The sequence below is a fragment of the Wolbachia endosymbiont of Cylisticus convexus genome (assembly GCF_003344345.1).
Genome location: NZ_QPIP01000028.1, coordinates 1 through 18239 on the forward strand (window position 1 = coordinate 1; position 18239 = coordinate 18239).

At 34.4% G+C, this 18239-nt stretch carries 17 protein-coding genes and 3 pseudogenes; 9 read left to right on the forward strand and 11 right to left on the reverse strand.

Annotation, left to right across the window (positions count from 1 at the left end; genetic code table 11):
* The 3 genes from Wcon_RS04055 to Wcon_RS04070 form a co-directional block, all read left to right on the forward strand.
* Window positions 1-367, forward strand: a 367-nt coding sequence (locus Wcon_RS04055; RefSeq protein ID WP_147269143.1) for a transposase, incomplete at its 5' end; no start/stop codon positions are given.
* Between the two features lie 609 nt (window positions 368-976).
* Window positions 977-1177 (forward strand): hypothetical protein, encoded by a 201-nt coding sequence (locus Wcon_RS04065; RefSeq protein ID WP_147269144.1) that lies wholly within the window; start codon window positions 977-979, stop codon window positions 1175-1177.
* 4 nt (window positions 1178-1181) lie between these two features.
* The gene (locus tag Wcon_RS04070) at window positions 1182-2669 is read left to right on the forward strand and encodes a hypothetical protein (protein ID WP_147269145.1); all 1488 of its coding nucleotides are present in this window, start codon (window positions 1182-1184) and stop codon (window positions 2667-2669) included.
* Between the two features lie 309 nt (window positions 2670-2978).
* Here the strand turns inward: Wcon_RS04070 and rlmB are convergent, their stop codons facing one another.
* Window positions 2979-3746: a 23S rRNA (guanosine(2251)-2'-O)-methyltransferase RlmB gene (rlmB, locus tag Wcon_RS04075; protein ID WP_114517304.1), complete on the reverse strand. Its 768-nt coding sequence runs from the start codon at window positions 3744-3746 to the stop codon at window positions 2979-2981.
* A 92-nt stretch (window positions 3747-3838) separates the two neighbouring features.
* Here rlmB and Wcon_RS04080 point away from each other — a divergent pair, with 92 nt between their 5' ends.
* Window positions 3839-4330: a Smr/MutS family protein gene (locus Wcon_RS04080; RefSeq protein ID WP_114517305.1), complete on the forward strand. Its 492-nt coding sequence runs from the start codon at window positions 3839-3841 to the stop codon at window positions 4328-4330.
* Window positions 4331-4332: 2 nt separating this feature from the next.
* Here Wcon_RS04080 and uvrC read toward each other — a convergent pair whose 3' ends face one another.
* From uvrC to dut, 7 genes and pseudogenes are all read right to left on the reverse strand, one after another.
* A complete protein-coding gene (gene uvrC / locus Wcon_RS04085) occupies window positions 4333-6150 on the reverse strand; it encodes an excinuclease ABC subunit UvrC (RefSeq protein WP_114517306.1) in 1818 nt (605 codons plus the stop codon).
* Complete coding sequence (gene glyS, locus Wcon_RS04090; RefSeq protein WP_114517307.1) at window positions 6134-8242, reverse strand: glycine--tRNA ligase subunit beta; 2109 nt, start codon at window positions 8240-8242, stop codon at window positions 6134-6136. Before glyS ends, uvrC begins: the two co-directional genes overlap by 17 nt.
* Window positions 8243-8245: 3 nt before the next feature.
* Window positions 8246-9085, reverse strand: coding sequence for a glycine--tRNA ligase subunit alpha (locus Wcon_RS04095; RefSeq protein ID WP_114517308.1), 840 nt, complete (start codon window positions 9083-9085; stop codon window positions 8246-8248).
* Window positions 9086-9129: 44 nt separating this feature from the next.
* Entirely contained in the window at window positions 9130-9885 is a 756-nt protein-coding gene (locus Wcon_RS04100; RefSeq protein WP_114517309.1) for a phosphatidylglycerophosphatase, read from the reverse strand.
* A gap of 141 nt (window positions 9886-10026) precedes the next feature.
* Window positions 10027-11142, reverse strand: a pseudogene (locus Wcon_RS04105) (transposase).
* A gap of 240 nt (window positions 11143-11382) precedes the next feature.
* Window positions 11383-12039, reverse strand: a complete 657-nt coding sequence (locus Wcon_RS04110; RefSeq protein ID WP_114517310.1) for a hypothetical protein — start codon at window positions 12037-12039, stop codon at window positions 11383-11385.
* 79 nt (window positions 12040-12118) lie between these two features.
* Window positions 12119-12580, reverse strand: a complete 462-nt coding sequence (gene dut / locus Wcon_RS04115; protein ID WP_114517311.1) for a dUTP diphosphatase — start codon at window positions 12578-12580, stop codon at window positions 12119-12121.
* A 524-nt stretch (window positions 12581-13104) separates the two neighbouring features.
* Here dut and Wcon_RS04125 point away from each other — a divergent pair.
* The 5 genes from Wcon_RS04125 to Wcon_RS04145 all read left to right on the forward strand — a co-directional run bounded on the left by Wcon_RS04125 (window position 13105) and on the right by Wcon_RS04145 (window position 16168).
* Window positions 13105-13398, forward strand: a complete 294-nt coding sequence (locus Wcon_RS04125) for a hypothetical protein (protein WP_114517313.1) — start codon at window positions 13105-13107, stop codon at window positions 13396-13398.
* Window positions 13399-13501: 103 nt separating this feature from the next.
* Window positions 13502-14032, forward strand: coding sequence for a head-tail connector protein (locus Wcon_RS04130; protein ID WP_114517314.1), 531 nt, complete (start codon window positions 13502-13504; stop codon window positions 14030-14032).
* A 571-nt stretch (window positions 14033-14603) separates the two neighbouring features.
* Window positions 14604-15005: a DUF3168 domain-containing protein gene (locus Wcon_RS04135; RefSeq protein WP_114517315.1), complete on the forward strand. Its 402-nt coding sequence runs from the start codon at window positions 14604-14606 to the stop codon at window positions 15003-15005.
* On the forward strand, window positions 14980-15369 hold the full coding sequence (locus Wcon_RS04140) for a phage tail tube protein (protein ID WP_114517316.1): 390 nt from the start codon (window positions 14980-14982) through the stop codon (window positions 15367-15369). The genes Wcon_RS04135 and Wcon_RS04140 overlap by 26 nt, the downstream gene beginning before the upstream one ends.
* Window positions 15370-15433: 64 nt before the next feature.
* On the forward strand, window positions 15434-16168 hold the full coding sequence (locus Wcon_RS04145; RefSeq protein ID WP_114517317.1) for a hypothetical protein: 735 nt from the start codon (window positions 15434-15436) through the stop codon (window positions 16166-16168).
* Window positions 16169-16212: 44 nt separating this feature from the next.
* On the opposite strand, the pseudogene Wcon_RS04150 reads toward Wcon_RS04145, so the two are convergent.
* The 3 genes and pseudogenes from Wcon_RS04150 to Wcon_RS04160 form a co-directional block, all read right to left on the reverse strand.
* Window positions 16213-16625: pseudogene (locus Wcon_RS04150) on the reverse strand (IS4 family transposase); the annotation flags it as partial.
* A gap of 132 nt (window positions 16626-16757) precedes the next feature.
* Window positions 16758-16946, reverse strand: a pseudogene (locus Wcon_RS13330) (IS5 family transposase); the annotation flags it as partial.
* Window positions 16947-17185: 239 nt separating this feature from the next.
* Window positions 17186-18133: an IS110 family RNA-guided transposase gene (locus Wcon_RS04160; protein WP_063630491.1), complete on the reverse strand. Its 948-nt coding sequence runs from the start codon at window positions 18131-18133 to the stop codon at window positions 17186-17188.
* Window positions 18134-18239 lie beyond the last annotated feature (106 nt).

The window sequence follows — 18239 nt, forward strand, 5'->3', positions numbered from 1 at the left end:
TGCTTCAAGTAAAGAAATTGCTGAGAATTATCTGCTTGAGCTGGAAGGAAAATGGGGAGAAAAGTATCCTTTAGTTATAAAATCCTGGCAGAACAATTGGGAAAACTTATCCAGTTATTTTAAGTATTCTGGGCCAGTTAGGAAGCTGATTTACACCACTAATCCAATTGAGGGGTTGCATAGACAAATCAGGAAATTTACTAAAACTAAGGGTTCATTTACTAGTACAAATGCCTTGTACAAACAGGTATATTGTGCTATAAAAAAGGTAGAGCAAAAGTGGATTATGGCTCTCCCTAATTGGGCTTTAACTATGTCTCAACTTGATATTTTCTTTCCAGATAGGTTGAAAATTGAGTTGAACTAAAAATGCGGCTTGACACACTTTTTTGAACATTCCCAATCCGAATTACGAATTGCTGTCAGATTCAAGTCATTTCAACTTAGAAACGCAAGATAACATTGAGTTATCAGACCAACATCATGAATACAATCTCTATCTAGAGAATGGTTTTGCGACAATGTTTGATTGCACAAGCGATCATGTTTATCACGATCATAACTCGACCTACATCTAATACATACAAGGAGGGCACTGCCCTCTTTTTGTTATTCCAATGCCCAGACACACAACTGTATGAACATTGTGATTTGAGCTAGCTAGATCCGAGTAGCCCCTTCGGTGTCATTCCAGTGCCCAGACACTGGCATCCAGTTAAATTTGCTAGTATAAAAGTAATCAACATTTCTTATGATGGAAAAATGGATTCCAGTGTCAAGCACTGGAATGACAGATCTGAGTAGCCCCTTCAGTGTCATTACGGTGTCCAGACACACAACTGTACGAAGATTGAGATGTATTTGTCTCCAGAAAAAAGATGTCATCCCAGTGCTTGACACTGGGATCCAGGAATTCTGATCATACATCAAGCTGGTGAGTACAGAAGTTATATAAAAATACAACGTTTTGATGATTATGAAAAAGCTGGATTCCAGTGTCACGCACTGGAATGACACCAAAGGGGCTACTAGGATGACATCGTCTGCTATATACTCAGATCACAAGAGAAGAATTCTAAAGCAAAAGACCTTAAGTAAATCTCATGCAAAATCTAGTATTTACGGAAATTATATTATTTTCATGCACATTATGGTTTTTATAATCAACGGAGAGTGATATGGTGGCTAGTTTAAAATTTGAAAGTGTTGCAGGAACAACAACAGCAGCACTGGATCAAGTCAAAATTATAACTTTAGAAGATGGTACGGGTAATAAATATACCTTGGATACTACCACGGATAATCTTAAAGTGGCATATACACCAAATGGTGGTCAGGCAAAAGAGTACACAGTAGATGGTTTAGCAGCAGCTTTAGGAAAATTACTTACTATAGGTGGTACAGCTGGTAAGTCAGTTCTTGCAGAAGAAGTAGCAAAAAAGCCTGTTGTTGACGCTCTAATACCAGAATTAGCAAAAGATGATGGTACTACTGGTATCTATACCAAAAAAGGTGTGGATGATGAGTTGGCAAAAAAAGCTGATACAAGTGCTCTAGATAACAAAGCTAATACTGTGGATGTTTACACTAAAACTGATACAGATACTGCATTTGCTAAAGTCGATGGTGCAAATTTAGATGATGCTAAAGTTACTGCTATTTTAGAAAAGCTTACAGACAAAGTTGTGAAAACTACAGAACTTCCAGCAAAAGCTGCAGCAAAACCTGTTGTGGATGCTTTAATACCAGAATTAGCAAAAGATGATGGTACTACTGGTATATATACTAAAAAAGGTGTGGATGATGAGTTGGCAAAAAAAGCTAATATAAGTGTTATACCAGCAGCACCAGATTTATCTAACTATCTTGAAATTTCCAAACTTGCAGAAGAAGTAGCAAAAAAGCCTGTTGTTGAAGCTATATTCGATGCTCAAGATGGTAAAAAATCAATTTTAGTAAATAAACTTGGGGAAGCTTTGGACAGGGTTCGAGATAATGCTGACGATAAAGTATATGGTGCTGCCGGTCAGGAGAAAATAGCAAAAGATTTCTTAGGCGAAAAAGGATTAAAACCGGTGCCTTCAGAAGTAGCTAGTGAACTAATTGCTAAAAATAAACAAGATTTGGCAGACGAAGTCGCAAATAATCCTGATTTACAAGAAGCTGTAGCAAAGAATGCTGATTTACAAGAAGCTGTAGCAGCTATTCCAGCTTTACAAACGGCTGTAGCAGAAAACGTTGACTTACAAGAAGCTGTAGCAGAGAATGTTGATTTACAAGAAGCTGTAGCAGAGAATGTTGGTTTACAAGAAGCTGTAGCAGAGAATGTTGATTTACAAGAAGCTGTAGCAATGAATGCTGACTTACGAACAGCTGTAGCAGCTGATGCTGGTTTACGAACAGCTGTAGCAGCTGATGCTGGTTTACGAACAGCTGTAGCAGATGATGCTGGCTTACAAGCGGTTTTAGCAAATCCAAATTCTATAGCAGCTATTCCAGCTTTACAAACAGCTGTAGCAGCTGATGCTGGCTTACGAACAGCTGTAGCAAATAATACTGATTTACAAACAGCTGTAGCACAGAATGAGGACTTACAAACAGCTGTAATGTCACAGCCATCCTTCGAGATTCCAATAGATCCAAGTGCACCACTTTCTTGGGATTGGTAATGTAAGTGCCAGTAGATGATATCTCGCTATGTCATTCACTGTTGTCATTCCAGCATGTGATACACAGCTGTACGAACATTATTCTGTAGGAAGATGTCATGCCAGTGCCCAGACACTGGCATCCATTTTTCCATCATCATCAGAAACGTTATATTTTAACATTACTTTTATACTCGCAAATTTAACTGGATCCCAGTGTCACGCACTGGGATGACATCTTCCAGCTGTGCATGTGAATCTAGAATGAAATTCTTCTTTCTAGATTCTAACGATCTTGATAAAAGGCAAGAAGTCTATTTTTTATTGCAACTAATTTGCAGTGATTTTTGCTTTAATGTGGATGGAATATAGTCCTATTGCTGCTGCGTTTGAAACATTTAGACTGTTAATTACGTTTGACATTGGGATTTTTAAAAGATAATCACAACTCTCTTTAACTAGTCTTCGCATTCCTTTCTCTTCAGAACCAAAAATAATTACTCTTTTTTTCCCAAAGTTCTTTATTTCATCTATATTTTCCTTAGCATTGCAATCAAACCCATAACACCAGTAGCCTATCTTTTTGAGAGACTCCATAGTTTTTACTATGTTTGTAACGTATATTAGAGGGACAATATCTAGTGCTCCACTTGCTGCTTTTGCAATAGATGCATTTTCGCTCGGTGAATGGTGATGTGGTAAAACCAGTGCATCAATGTTGAAACAAGCTGAGGTTCTTAAAATCGACCCTATATTGTGTGTATCAGTAATTTGATCTAAAATGACTATAGTAGAGCTGTCACCTGAGCTTTCAGCCACTTCTTCGATATTTAAGCTGTGAAAAATAGGAGCAACTTTTAAAGCAATTCCTTGATGATTGACACCCTTGGGTAAAATATCATTGAATATTTTGTTCTCTACTAGCTGAGCTTTAATGCCCTTACTATCTGCACATTGTCTAATTTCTTTCTCACATTCTCTATAGAAATTTTCTGTTACTAACAATTCTATACACCGCCTATTTTTGTTTCTTAATGCTGACATGCAAGTGTGCTTTCCGTATAGCCAACAGTTCTCATTAGCTTTTGATGGTTTCATCTTATTATTGAAAATCTGATTTTTATAGAATAAGCAATATTTTACTGTGTTTATATATTGTTGTAAAATTATGTGATTTAATTAATGCATTTATGTCGGATGACGAGTTAGATTGGCAAAAAAATGTTAAGCCAATAGAATGTGGAAAAGTTACTTTAAAAGCTGATCACAAAGTAAATATCAAATCTATGATTGATAAAGATACCTCCAGCTTACAAGAAAATTTTCTTAATACCGATAATGGTGATTCATCATTTTGTCTTGACTACAATACAAAATTAAAGATCGATAGGGGCAAATATTTTATAAGCAATAAACTCGATTTGCATGGCTATAGTATAGATAATGCTTATTGTAAATTGATAGATTTTATTTTCAAAAATTATCAAGCAGGGAATAGGTGCTTATTGATAATTACGGGGTACGGTAACAGCACAGATAAAGCAGACACTATAAAAAACAGCTTAAATAGGTGGTTGAATGATACAAAAGTTCGGCATATGATCTTATACTACCAGCAAGCCACAAAGAAACATGGTAGTAAAGGAGCTTTTTATGTCTTATTAAGAAGAAATAAAAGTTGATTTTAGAGTATCTCTTTAGAAGCACCTTTCTTATAGTTCACGTGTTTAAGAATGATTTCTGCTAAACCTTTACTAATTCCAGGTACGTTTTGAATTTCAGCTAAAGAAGCTTTGCTTATGTTTTCTACCGAACCAAAATGAGACATGAGTGCCTTCTTTCTTTTATTGCCAACGCCGGATATTTTGCTTAATTGTGAAGTAAAAAACTGTTTATCGCGTTTTTTTCTATGCGAAGTTATTGCAAAGCGGTGGGCCTCATTACGCAGCAATTGTAAATAAAGCATGACCTTGCTGTCACTTGCTAGAGTAAATTCTTCTCTGCCCGGCACATAAAATCTCTCATTTCCTGCATTACGATCATGACCCTTTGCCATACAAGCAAAAGGAACTTTTATATTCAATATTTCCAACACATTCTGCACTATGGAAACATGTCCTGGACCGCCATCAATCAATAAAAAATCAGGGATTATATCTTTTATATTACCAGAGAAACGTCTAGTCAGCACTTCTCTCATCATTTTATAGTCATCACCTGAAATTTCTTCTTTTATAGTAAATTTTTTGTATTCACTTTTTAAAAAACCCTCCTGCCCTGCAACAACCATCACACCAATCTGTTGATTTCCAGATATATGGCTATTGTCATAAACTTCGACACGCTTTGGAATATTTGGTAACACAAAGATTTTGCTAAGCTCTTCGAGCTTTTCTAGGTTATTTCTATAATCAGTAAACTTCTGCTCTAAGCTGTGTTGAGAATTATTGTAAATAAAATTCAACAAATCACGCTCTTTTTTATTCTTCGCATGCAGAATCTTTACTGGCTTTTGAGCAACTTTATATAGTGCTTGTTCTATAATTTCCTTGTCCACAATAGAATCTGGAACGTAAATTTGCGCTGGTGGTGTGTTAATTGGATTATATAAATTGACCAAAAAGGTGGATAAAATTTCATCATTTGGATGATCACTACAATTCTCAACAAAGTAAGCATAATTGCCTTTATCTCTGAACGATAATACACCAATGCATGCTAGGTCTGCCTCACGTACGATGCTGAGGAAATCTGCATCTTCTTCAAAAGAAAAATCCATTGGCTGCATTTGAATTTGCTGAAGAAATCTCAATCGATCTCTATAGACAGCAGCAAGCTCATAGTTCATTTCACTACTACACTTTTCCATTGTAGAAAATAACTGTTTTTGCACCTCCTTATCTCTTCCAAGTAACGTATTTTGTGCTTGTTTTACTGATTGGCAGTAATCATCTTTTGTGATTTTATCTACGCATGGTGCTGAACAACGCTTAACTTGATACTCAAGACATGGTCTTTTTGTTGAAGAAAAATATTGATCTGAACATACTCTTAAGAGAAAAGCTCTTTGCAATGATAATATAGTGTTCTTAACAGCAGCAGCAGATGGAAAAGGGCCATAGTAATGAAACTCATTCTTCTTAAATTTACCTCTATATTTCGCTATTCTTGGATAATCATGCTTAGAAATTGTTATATAAGGATAAGATTTTCCATCCCTAAGCAAAATATTATAAGATGGCTTTAACGATTTTATTAACTGTGCTTCAAGAAGCAATGCTTCGATTTCATTCTCAGTGATGAATATTTCAACCTTAATAACCTGTGAGATCATTACTCTAATTCGTTCAGAAAGGTTTTCAAATTGAAGGTAGTCGGATAACCTCGACTTCAAGTTTTTTGCTTTACCAATGTATAAAATCTTATTCTTATCTCCAACCATCTTGTACACGCCACAGGACTGTGGGGATGATTTAATTTGTTCCTTATATTGCCTGAGCATTTATCAATTGTTTAACCTGTATAAGGTTAAACTCTGCTACTAAATGAAAAGTAGAAATAACATTTGCAAGCAAAGATAACCTGTTTATTCTGAGCTCATTAGAATCACAGTTAATCTTTACACTTTCCATAAACTGATTGATAAGTGGAGCAAAACCAGCAAGTTCATCAAGCGCTGCATTAAAGTGGTTATTTTTTATCGCTTGTTTTATGTTTTTACAAGCAGTTATAGCACAATTTGATAGCGCAATTTCCTCATTTTCAATCAAAAATCTCTTACCGTAAGATGCACTATAAGTAGTGTCATCTCTTTTCCTTACTTTGCTCATCATGTTACTGACTCTTTTGTAAGTGCCTAGAACCTGTTCACCTTCTGGCGTACTAAGATAACGATCTAATATAACAGCTTGCTTTTCTGCTGTCAGCAAATCATTAATATCAATTTTATATAGTATTGAATCTACAACATCTTGCCTTATATTTCTATTTTTTAAAATAACCTTGAACCTTTCTAAGCAGAATTTAAATACTAGCTCTGAAATTTGTTTTTCATTTGGCTTATCAACTGGCGTTGTATTTTTATTAAATAGAAGTCTTGAACATAAAGATATTGACTTATCTATCAGCAGCCTAATTGGAATATGCAAATTATTTTCAAGTATTGTTCTAATTATACCAATTGTCATTCTCCGCAAACCAAACTGATCATACGAACCAGAGATTTTCTCACCTGCTGCAATTAAACCAACCAAACTATCCACTTTGTCTGCAATAGCCACAGCAATCGCAGTAGGAGATTTAGGGCATTCTTGTTCCGATCCGACTGGCTTATAGTGCTCAGTTATAGCTTCTACTACTTCTTTATCTTCTTGAAAATAAGAAGCGTAATATCCACTCATTACTCCTTGCAATCCCGGAAATTCTTTCACTATCAACGTTGCAAGATCTGCCTTTGCTAAATATGCAGCACGTTCAACTTTAATTAGTGAAGCATGTGGAACAAATATTGCTACATACTTTGACAGAGCAATAATACGCTTCACTTTTTCTTCCACGCTACCAAGCAAAGCATGAAATGAAATAGAGCTCAATTTTTTGACATAGTAATCTAGGTTTTCCTTCTTGTCTTGAGATATCAAAAACTGGGCATCAACAAGACGTGCTTCTAATATTCTTTCATGGCCTTTAACAACTTCATTATTGTTAACATTTACAACAGTAACAAAATGTGAGATTTTTTGTCCATCACTTAAAGCAAGATACTTTTGCTGTGTGTTAATTATACTAAGTATTACTTCCTTCGGTAACTCTGATGATTTTACTTTACCAAATAGTACAATTGGCCATTCTATAAGCCCCGTCAATTCATTTAGTAAATAATCATTTTTCTCAAGTTGTAAATTCTGCTCTTTTGTGAATTTATTAATCTGATCTAGTATAAATTGCTTTCTTTTGTCCAACTGGAGAATTACACTGTTTTTTTCTAGCGATTCAAAATAATCTTTAGGTGCTTTAATAGTTAATGCCGCATCACTTGAGAGAAATCGATGGCCATATGTTGTGTTAGATGCTGTGACTCCTGCAAAAGACACAGGTATTATTTCATCATTTAAAATGCATAAAATGTTTTTAATTGGCCTAACCCACCTTTCTTTTCCTTCGCCCCATCTCATGCTCTTCAACCAAGAAAAGTTTTTGAGCATTTCCTCTAGTTGATTTTTGAGGAATCCACTGATGTTAAATAGGCAGCTTTCTCTCTTAATGAAGTAAAAATCTTCATTATTTACTTTGCGAATGAGTAAATCTTCTTCACCTTTGCGATTTTTTCTCAAAAAACCTTCGATAGCACTTTTCGGTGCATTAACTCTTGGTCCTTTAATCTCATTGTTAGAATCTTTTAGCTCTAAAGCACTTATGCCATCGATAAAAAGAGCAATACGACGTGCCGTTACAAAAACCTCCATTGATGTAAATTTTACATTATTTTTGTTAAAAATATTGACAATACAGTTCTTAACTTGAGTTGCAGCTACATTCTGCATTCTCGGTGGTATTTCTTCTGAAAGGCACTCAAATAACAACTGCAACGACATACGCTATTTACTCATGTATAATTCACAACATTTTTTTGTCAGCTTTCTAACTCTACCAATATGCGCTGTACGTTCATTGACACCAAGCACACCTCTTGCATCAAGTAGATTAAGTAGATGGCTAGTTTTAATACATTGGTCATAAGCTGCTACCGGCAATTCTTTTTCGATAAGGAATTTACACAGTTTTTCTGTGTCCTCAAACTGCTGTTGTACTACTTTAGTATCATAATAATCAAGTGCCAGGTAAGAAAACTCATACTCTCTTTGTTTAAAAATATCTCCATAAGTTACACCGCTATCATTCCACATTATGTCGTAAACATTATCTACACCCTGTATGCACATTGCTAAACGCTCTAATCCATATGCTACTTCACCAGGAATTATTCTGCAGTCAATGCCTCCCACTTGTTGTATATAAGTAAGTTGTGTTACTTCCATTCCGTTGCATGTAACTTCCCAGCCAAGCCCCGATGCACCAACACTTGGATTTTCCCAATCATCTTCAATAAATTTAATATCATACTTCTCTGTAGATATGCCAAGAGCCTTTAAGCTATTTAAGTAAGCATCTTGCAAATTGCTGCCAGATGGTTTTATTATAACTTGGTATTGATGATGCTGATATAAGCGATTAGGGTTGTCACCATAGCGCCCATCTGCAGGTCTGATTACTGGTTGTAGATACGCAATTTTTGTTGGTTTTTCATCAATCGCTGACATGATTGTTGCAGGATGTAGTGTTCCAGCTCCAACTTCAGACGTATATGGGTGAAGTATAGTACACCCTTCATCAGCCCAAAAACCTTGTAGTCCCTTTATTATATCCTGTAGATTCACGCAAACTATATATCTTTTAAACTGAATATATAAGCAAATAAGTACTATTCAATACTTATTTTTTTAATAGTGCCATGAAAATAGTCTCTCAAGGCTGTTGAACTTTCTTTTATATACTCAAGTATGCTTTTATTTAAAGCAATCGCATCATGCATAGTCAAATCGCAGAATATAAATGCAGTCAAGTACAATAAAATCACTGCATAAAACATATGAAAAATCCCTTCAAACGTGATTGATATTGCATTGTTATAACTAAGCTGTATCGTACTTATCGGCCATGGTTTTATTACTTCCACAACATTAAAAAATAAATAAGGTATTATAAAGAAAAAGAACAAACGCATAAGATCATTAAACCAAAATGGACATTGAAGTATTGCCTTACATATACTTAAATAGAATTTACTTACAGTATAATAAATTGACATTATTGCCGGCATCGAAAGCGCAACAGTCATCACCTGTCCTGATGCTATTTGTATTACTATATTCTCATCACTGCTCGCTGAAGGGTCTTGAACGTGCAAAATAGATATTCCAACTAATTGCAGCACTAACATAACTATTGCCAACTTGGTAAAAATGGCAGCTACAACTATGCCTGAATTCGGCATTTTATGTAGTATAAAATCACCTCCATATGCAAGCATTAATATAATGTCGATAATAAGTAATATTAGACAAGAAGACCAATAATTCTGCCAACCTGGTAAATATCCTATTCCCAAAAAAGAGCTTACTATTTTGGCAGGAAAAACCTTGCCTAGCATCTTCCCAAAAAATTTTAAAATCCCCATGTCCTAAGTAATACTTGGTTTATATTCTTTACAATACTGCATTGTAATGGACTTATCAATACACTTCTTGCATAGAAAAAAGGCAAATAGTTAAAAATGACCGTATCTGAACAGACAATGGCGTTAACTTAAGAGAATACATTAGCAAATTCTCCTAAAGATATGATGTCGTTTAAGCTTATCTACTTTAGTGCGGCTATACAATCTTCCCGGTCGGATCTTAACTTTAGCGCGTATACTTAAAAAGGTCTTGAAAGTTTTTTGGTGCAACAAGCACTTGATAAAGTTTCTGCCTAATCAAACCAAATAAAACTGAAAAATTTAAACGATACTCAGCAATTTGATCTGGGTTCCAAGGCCCTTGTGCATCACACATATGAATATTGCACATTTGCCCAAAATTCTTGTCTCTAAATTTATCCCAGAAAAATTCTCTATCCTACTTTGAGCCGTTTATAGCACTCCTCTATGTACCACCTTAATAGATAAGCTCTACTGATATCTTCCAAAGTCTCGATCAAAAAACTCTGTTTCTCCATTGGCTAATGTCAGCACTATAACTCTTACTTTTTGTCCTTTCATTTTATTTTTTAGCTTTTCATTTTCCAATATAAAATCAAAATCTAATTCGCCCATAGCTTACTATAATTTCTTTTTTGCAAGCGAAAAATAAAGTTTACTTTCAAATCATAATGCTGCTGAATGAATTTTACTGAACACGATCATAGATAAATAATTTGATTTAACAAACGCATTTGAGTAATAACTTCGGGTAATTGCTCTTCTGCCAGTATTTGCTCACCTACATTCCAAGCGGCAAGACGAGCACTGCAAATCAGTGAAATACATAAATCAACAAACAAATTGCCAATGGTGCCTGTTGTTCCATTTGGTTTAAAACAGCCAAACTCGGATATGATTTCTTCGGAGTTGGGTAATCTCATCCATCTACTGCAATAAGTCTATAACCTCTCCAAATTCAGGTTCATCCTGATAGGCTGTTCGGATGCTTAAATTCTTGAAATATATCTTGCTTTAGAGAAAGCTTGCTTTGAAGGTACATGTCAACGGCTCCATAAGTTCACATTCTATTCCCAAACTTTTTTTAACTAACTTTAAAATCATAGAAAATACTGTCGAAAAAGGAAGTTTTCTTGTTCGTGTGAAACTGTTTTTTCCAATATAATGGATTTTCTGAAAAGTTTTCGAGTATATTGCATTTTTTATTTGTAAGATAAGATTTTTTCCTTTTTGCATGTCTCACCTAAAAAAGACACATTTTAAACTTTTTTATTGAAATAAAATAGAAACAAAAGTCCTGTCTCTTGTAGTATTTTACTCCTTAATATCTCCCCTTAAGTTGACGCCATTGCCTGAACAGATACCTTCTCACAAGTATGTAAACGTCTATTTTTTTAGGCAACTTCTATAATAAGTTTAAGTAATTAACACTAAAAAAAATGAAGGGCAGACTTATTTAGTCTACCCCTTTTATACTTAGTTGTTTAATAATTTTTCTGGCTCTTCGTGTTTAACTTCTAGTGATTTTAAAATTGAGCTTGGCACAAATTCGATGGTTAGTCTTTTAGCATCATTTTCTTCAGCGCCTAAACCTAACGTTTTTAACTTTTCTTTATCTTTATGTATTAATTCATACTCACCTTTATCATTTTTCCTTCCTACTGAATTTATCCTTAATAATACATCATTGTTATCCATTTCCTTACCTGCAGCAGTAATGTAGTAACTGTTACTTCCGAAGTTAAAATCTATACGATACTCATCGGAGATAACACTGCCATCTTGATTCTTATTTTGGTTGTGTGTTTTGATATACTCAAAATCTTCATCTTTTACTTTCGCAAATAGATCTCCTTCATTACTTCTAATAACAATTCTCGAAGCTTTAGGCTCAGATATGTCATTGTTTTTGATGATGGAATATATTGCTAAACTAACCAGTGCAACAGCAACAAATACTAAAACACTTATTCCAAGTGGTGTAGCTGCAAAAACTGCAAGTGGCGCTAAAATCGAAGTTGAAGATACCCAATATGGAACTGAAAGTGCTGTTACTGCACTTATGACACATAGAGAAGTAAGTGCTGCAAGTGCAATGTTTGTTTTGTGACGGTGGTTTTTAAAAATTGACATAATTACCTCTTAAAATAAATTAATAATATATTAATATTATATATGAAGAAATCAGTATAATCAACTTATATATAATAAACTACCTACCGCTTGAGCCAAAGCCCCCTGCATTGCGGTCAGTTTCTTCCGCATAGAATTCTTCTGTATTGTTCCAAATTATCTGAGGTACAGGAGTGATAAGGATTTGTGCGATTCTATCTCCTCTTTTTATCTCATACGACTGATTACTTAGATTAATTAGGCAAACTTTAACTTCACCTCGATAATCAGAGTCTATAGTGCCTGGAGAATTTAAGACAGTGATTCCATGTTTTGCAGCAAGTCCAGAACGTGGGCGGACTTGCCCCTCAAAATCGTTTGGTATTACAATCACAATTCCAGTTGGAATAAGTAATCTTTCAAGTGGATTTAAAATAATAGTATTGTCCAATGCAGCATAAAGATCCATGCCAGCACTCTGCATAGTTGCATAACAGGGAAGAGGCAGGCTTTCGCCATGTGATAACTTTTTTATTTCTACTTTAATTTTATCTCTTTGCATTTTTATTCACCAGTTATGAAAATTTGATTGTAGCATGTAAATTATACCTGCAAAAGATAAGAAAACTACTTGACAAATGTTGCCAACTTTCCTTATTATGACATTAAGGGTATTTATGACTCAAAACTTGTTTTTGACCTGCAGGCTCAACAACAAAAATTCAGTAAAAAACTTAGGGTGCTTATTGGCGGATTACATAAAATTATAGCGGCTGCATGTCTTTTTTATTTTTTCTACATTCAGCCAAAACGCGCTTATTTTAAGCGTTAGCACATTATTACAGCGCCAGTTTAAATTATTAAACTCACTACGTGGGGGTTCTTTTGCCTTTTTTTCAATGAGTAAATTTATTAATATTTATAACTAAAAGAGCCCATAAAGAGCCAGTGCTTGACACTGGAATCTATTTTTAAAAACAGATCCTAACTATGCTGGAATTGTTTTAAGTGTCGTAGTACGAATTTTTTACTTCGGTAGTTTTTTTGTTGTCATTATAATCATAAAAGTAGTTGAGGTTAATTAATATGAAAATTTTTACGAAAAACTTTAAAGCTAAGGAAAAAAAGCTAGAAGAGTTCAATGAAGAAATAGAAGACATAGCAGCTGTAGCTCAAGATAGGTTTGCGCATGAACTTGAAAATATTGCATATGAAAGTGTGCAGAAATTTCGCAGTCTACTTGCTAAGGAGATAAACTCCACTTTCAATAACATTCATTCTCAGAATGTCAATCTACTAAAATCCGGCTTAGTAAACTTGATCAATAAAAAAGGAGAAACAGCTTTAATACGTTCTCTTCTCAATATACTCGTACGATAGAATTGCTGCTGCAACTTAATATTGAGTGATAACTAAAATAAGTAAGATTTTTTCATGGATAAGTCTTACTCATTTTAGCTATATATAGAAAAGGAGGGTTATTATGTCAACAAGACCAAAGTATCCAATTATAAATGTACAACGTAAATCTAAGCCTAAATCTTTTCCAGTTACTTTAGAAGAGGTTAAATCTTTTTTACGCATTGAAAATGATCAAGATGATAAGTTGATTTCAAGTTTTATTTTTATGGCAACTGATTATGCTCAGTGGCATATGGAAAAGTCACTGGTAAAGCAAACGTGGCAAGTTTCATATGAAGGTTATATACCTCGTAGAATCTATTTAAGTTATGGTCCTGTGAACAAAATAATATTGGCTACTGATAAAAATCGAAAACTTAGTTATTATTTTAGTGATGTAGGGAGCTATATTGAATTTTTCAATTATTTGAGCATAATAAGGGCTGATGTTGTATACGAAGCTGGTTATGACAGCGTTCCTGAACAAATAAAGCTGGGTATTATGCAGCATGTTTCTGCTCTTTATAAAAATCGTGAATCAGAAGTAAGTAGCCATTTGTCTGAAGTAAAGAAGGTATATTCTCCGTTTCGCGAACCAAAGGTTGTTTTATAGATAATTTCTACCACATGAATGAAGAACTTTTGATAAAGAAAACTGGATTCCAGTGCTTACTGTACAAAAATTGTAACTTAATTCCATAAGGAAAGGTGTCATCCCAGTGCTTGACACTGGGATCCAGATTGCAAGTGGGTTTTGTAAGCATGGGTTTTGCATTATAGAATGAAGTGTTTTTGGTCAAGAAAACTGGATTCCAGTGCTTACTGTACGAACATTGTAACTTAGGTTCATAAGGGAAGGTGTCATTCCAGTCTGGGATCCAGGAAAATTGATTGTAAATGAGCAAACATTTTCAATAAAATGACCAACAAGAAAAATAGTTAGGTAAAGCTGGATCCCAGACTGGAATGACACCAAAAGAACTACTGGAATGACACCACATAGTCTACTTGAATGACAGGAAAAGGAGCTACTCGGATGATGAAAGGGAAGGTACTTGAATGACACAAAAGGGGCCACTGGAGTAACAACCTCTATTATATCTGCAAGTTACAACTACTTTCATAATACCATCTGTTGTACCTACAAATTGCAATGTTCTTAGCCGTTTCTGTGAGGATTAATTATGGAAAAAATTCAAGTTATAAATGAATTATACAATACTATTTATGCAGCATTAAAAGCGAACTCTGATTTAAAGAAATACATTACTAATATTTATGATTACCTGCCTAAGCAGGTTACTATTCCTTATCTGAGATTGCGAATAGTAAATTATATTAACCTGCATATGCTATCTAACTTTGCTACAAAAGTAAGATTTTCATGCGACATATATACTTATCATATAAGCAGCATGCTTGCTGCTATAAAGCATGTTAGCTTGGTGGTAAAGAGCATTAGTAGTGAGACCATTTTGGAAAGTAATTGTGCTATGAATCAGTATGATGAAGTTTTACATTCAACAATTAATTTTGATATTTTAATACAAGGAGGTAGCGATGAGCAAATTACAGCTAAAAATTAAAGGTCATGACAATAATTTCGTCGTGCTGAATAATATACGAAACTTAAGGTTTACTTTGCGTAATAACAAAGAAGAGATGAAAGATATTTCCTCTTTTGGCTGGAGAAAAGTGCTTGATTGTGCTGGAAGCAGACAGATTACAATAAAAATTAATGGCATTTTAAACTCTGCAATGGCTGATGAATTATTGCGTAATTCTGCTGTATTAAACTCTAATAATGATTATGAAATTAGCTTTAATGCTAAGGAGAAGATAAGGCTTAGGTGTTCAGTTGAATTGTATGAGAGATATTACGACCCTGCCACTTTTGATAGCTTCACTGTAGTTTTAGCTAGTGCTGAAGTTGTAAACACTTTTCATTAATGTTAATTTAATTTTTTCATATACAATAGTGGTTGGTGAAGATTTTAACTGAATTAAAAAAATTATGAACGATGAAGATCTTTTTGAAGAAGACGATGCTAATATTGAAGAGAATAGCGATGACAGAAGAGAAAGGAATTTGAAGAATGAAAATCAGCTGGAAGAGCAGTACAAAGAATATTTAAAACCTTTTGAGGATATTTTAAGTCAAATTGATGAAGGAATCGATAATTTAGATAGTTACGAAAGGACTATGCAAGTAAAGCGAAGTATAGATAGGCTCATAGAAACCTTATATAGTCAGGCAGCATCTGAGGATATTGATGTAGAACTTGAAACCACAAAGCACACTCGTGATAAATCAGAATCCAAGAAAAGAGTTCTGGAAAAGAGAAAGAAACAACTGATAGAAGAGGTTTTAAGTGCTCAACAACAAAAGGAGCTAATGAATAATAGGCAAAAACATGAAGCAGCAAGTGATGGAGATGTTCAGAAGGCAAAAGCACGAATGAAGTCTTCAATTAGGGGAGTGCTGTTTTCAGTTATTGCTCATAGAATGGATCCAAGAAGAAGGGCAGGGGAAACTGCTGACGATAATGAAAAGCAAGCTCGTATATACGATAGGGAAGCGGTTGGTGGAGCTCTAGGTGGATTGTTGAAGGCATTTTTAACCGTAATTGCTGCTGTTGTGCGCGAAATTGCTAAACCACTTCAACATATGAACACACAAGAGACGTCTTTTGCAAAGCAAGTTGAAGAAAGCAGAAACCCAGATTCACAAAAAGGTCGATCTATGTAGGTTATCGATAAAAGCATGATTTCAAAAAAAGCATACGCGTCAAGTTAAGAGATTATGAGCGAATTCAGGGAAGTTAAGGTAGATACTCTAGTTTTTCTGTACTTATCTTTTAATGAAAATCGTGACCAAGTTATGTTTAAGAAAAGTTTTCAAATTATTAAGTTTATTCTTTAGTGTTAAAAATAACTCTCTAACCCGCCTTTTTAGCTCAATGAATGCCTTTGTTAAACTGTATTCTTTTTCACTTCTGTGCAACCAACTATGCCGTGAAATATAAGAATTGCGCACAATTTAGCATATAGTTCACATAATACTCTGCACGGTAGCTTATCAAGTCTGATATGGCTTTTATACAATTTAAATAATTTGCCACCTTACTCTGTTGCTCAGCACTAATTTTATTTTCTGGAACATTAGTATTGACCAGTTTAACAATTTTTGTAGAGGATGTATATCCTTATCAACTTCACAATGAGGTTCCGCAGTTGGATGAAAATAATCAAAAAAGAAATAATCTTTTAGTGTTTCTTTGCTGCATCCAGGCTGGCTATGTTGCATAGCACTGATAGGCATGTAAATCACAATGAATTTACGCAGCTAATTTAAATTTAGCCATACCTATATCAGTAAATTTGTTCAGTAAGTAGCACTTAATTAACACACGATTTACCTCTGATTTATTTTTCAAGCCAAACCCAAATAACCTATAGAAAAAGACTTCAATATAAGACCGTGCTCCATACTTAACTTTTTTCTTCCATTCATTAATACCATCTTCATAATTCTCATCAACTATGTTTTTTAAAATTTTTTGAATTTAGTCTTATTACAACTCTTATTTATAGTTTTGTATTCTTATTCAATTGAAAAACGTATTTTTGGCAATAAAAACCCTAGTTCATTACAGAAAGAAATTTATATCAAACAACTACCACTGCTTAGATCTTATGATTAATGAATATGTGCTTTAAATTTGTGTGGCGCGCATATTCATTAACCTATTTTCTTATGCAGATTTTAAAAATTTGCGTTAATTGCTTCTTTAAGCCTTGCATTAGCAATCACTATAATTTTGCGCATTAGAGCTGTTATGACTACCATCTTCTTTTTACCTCTACCAATGAGAGCAGAATAAAAAGCACCAAGTGCAGATTTAGTCCTTGAAGCAGCCATCGCAGATGTAAAAAGCTTTTCACGAACGTTCCTTCTGCCACCACTTATTCTGCGATAACCAATAGCTTTACCACTTTCTTTTGGATGCGGGGCAACTCCAGCAAGACTAGCAACTTCTTGCCTGCTTAAGTAGCCAAGTTCTGGCATCAAGCATACAAAATCTTGTGATAACTTTTTACCTATTCCTGGTACTGTTCTTATGATTTTTTGGCGCTTTTTTAACTCTGGATTCTCATCGATAATTTTTTGTATGGCATCATTGAGCTCATCTATTTGACTGTTAAAAAAGTCAATAGTTTTTTGGCAACTTTCTTTTATATAGTCGTTTTCAGGTGCTTTCAGTCTACATTTCTCTTGAGCTCTTATTTGTGTAAGGTCATCACGACGTTGACAAAGTGCAGCTAAGGCTGTTTGTTCTTTTGACATAGGCACAAATAGAGATAGAGTACTATAACGCTCAAATCCATATTGAGCAAGGGCTCTTGCATCTGATTGATCAGACTTTGCTAAAATTCCATGAGATAAGGTAAAGCTTTTTACTTTGCGAGTATTAGCTCGATGTACAGCAACATTCTTATCAACCAGAAAGTGTGCTAAGCCAAGCTCATATTTTCCTGTATTTTCCAAAGTTACAAAAGAATTAGGTAGAATATTTGAAAAATTTTGAAACAATTGTTGCCAACCAGCAGCATTATTATCAAACTTGATAGTGTTCTTTTGGTTGTGAACTGCAGCAACATTTTTAAATTTTCCGATATCAATGCCAATAAAATTTTGATAAGATGTAATCATAATAACCTCGATTAGTTTTAGTTAATTTAAGATTGTAAACGGGTGCATATGTATGTCCCACACAACTATTCAAACGTATCGAGAGATAGGGCTAGTGTACCTTGAT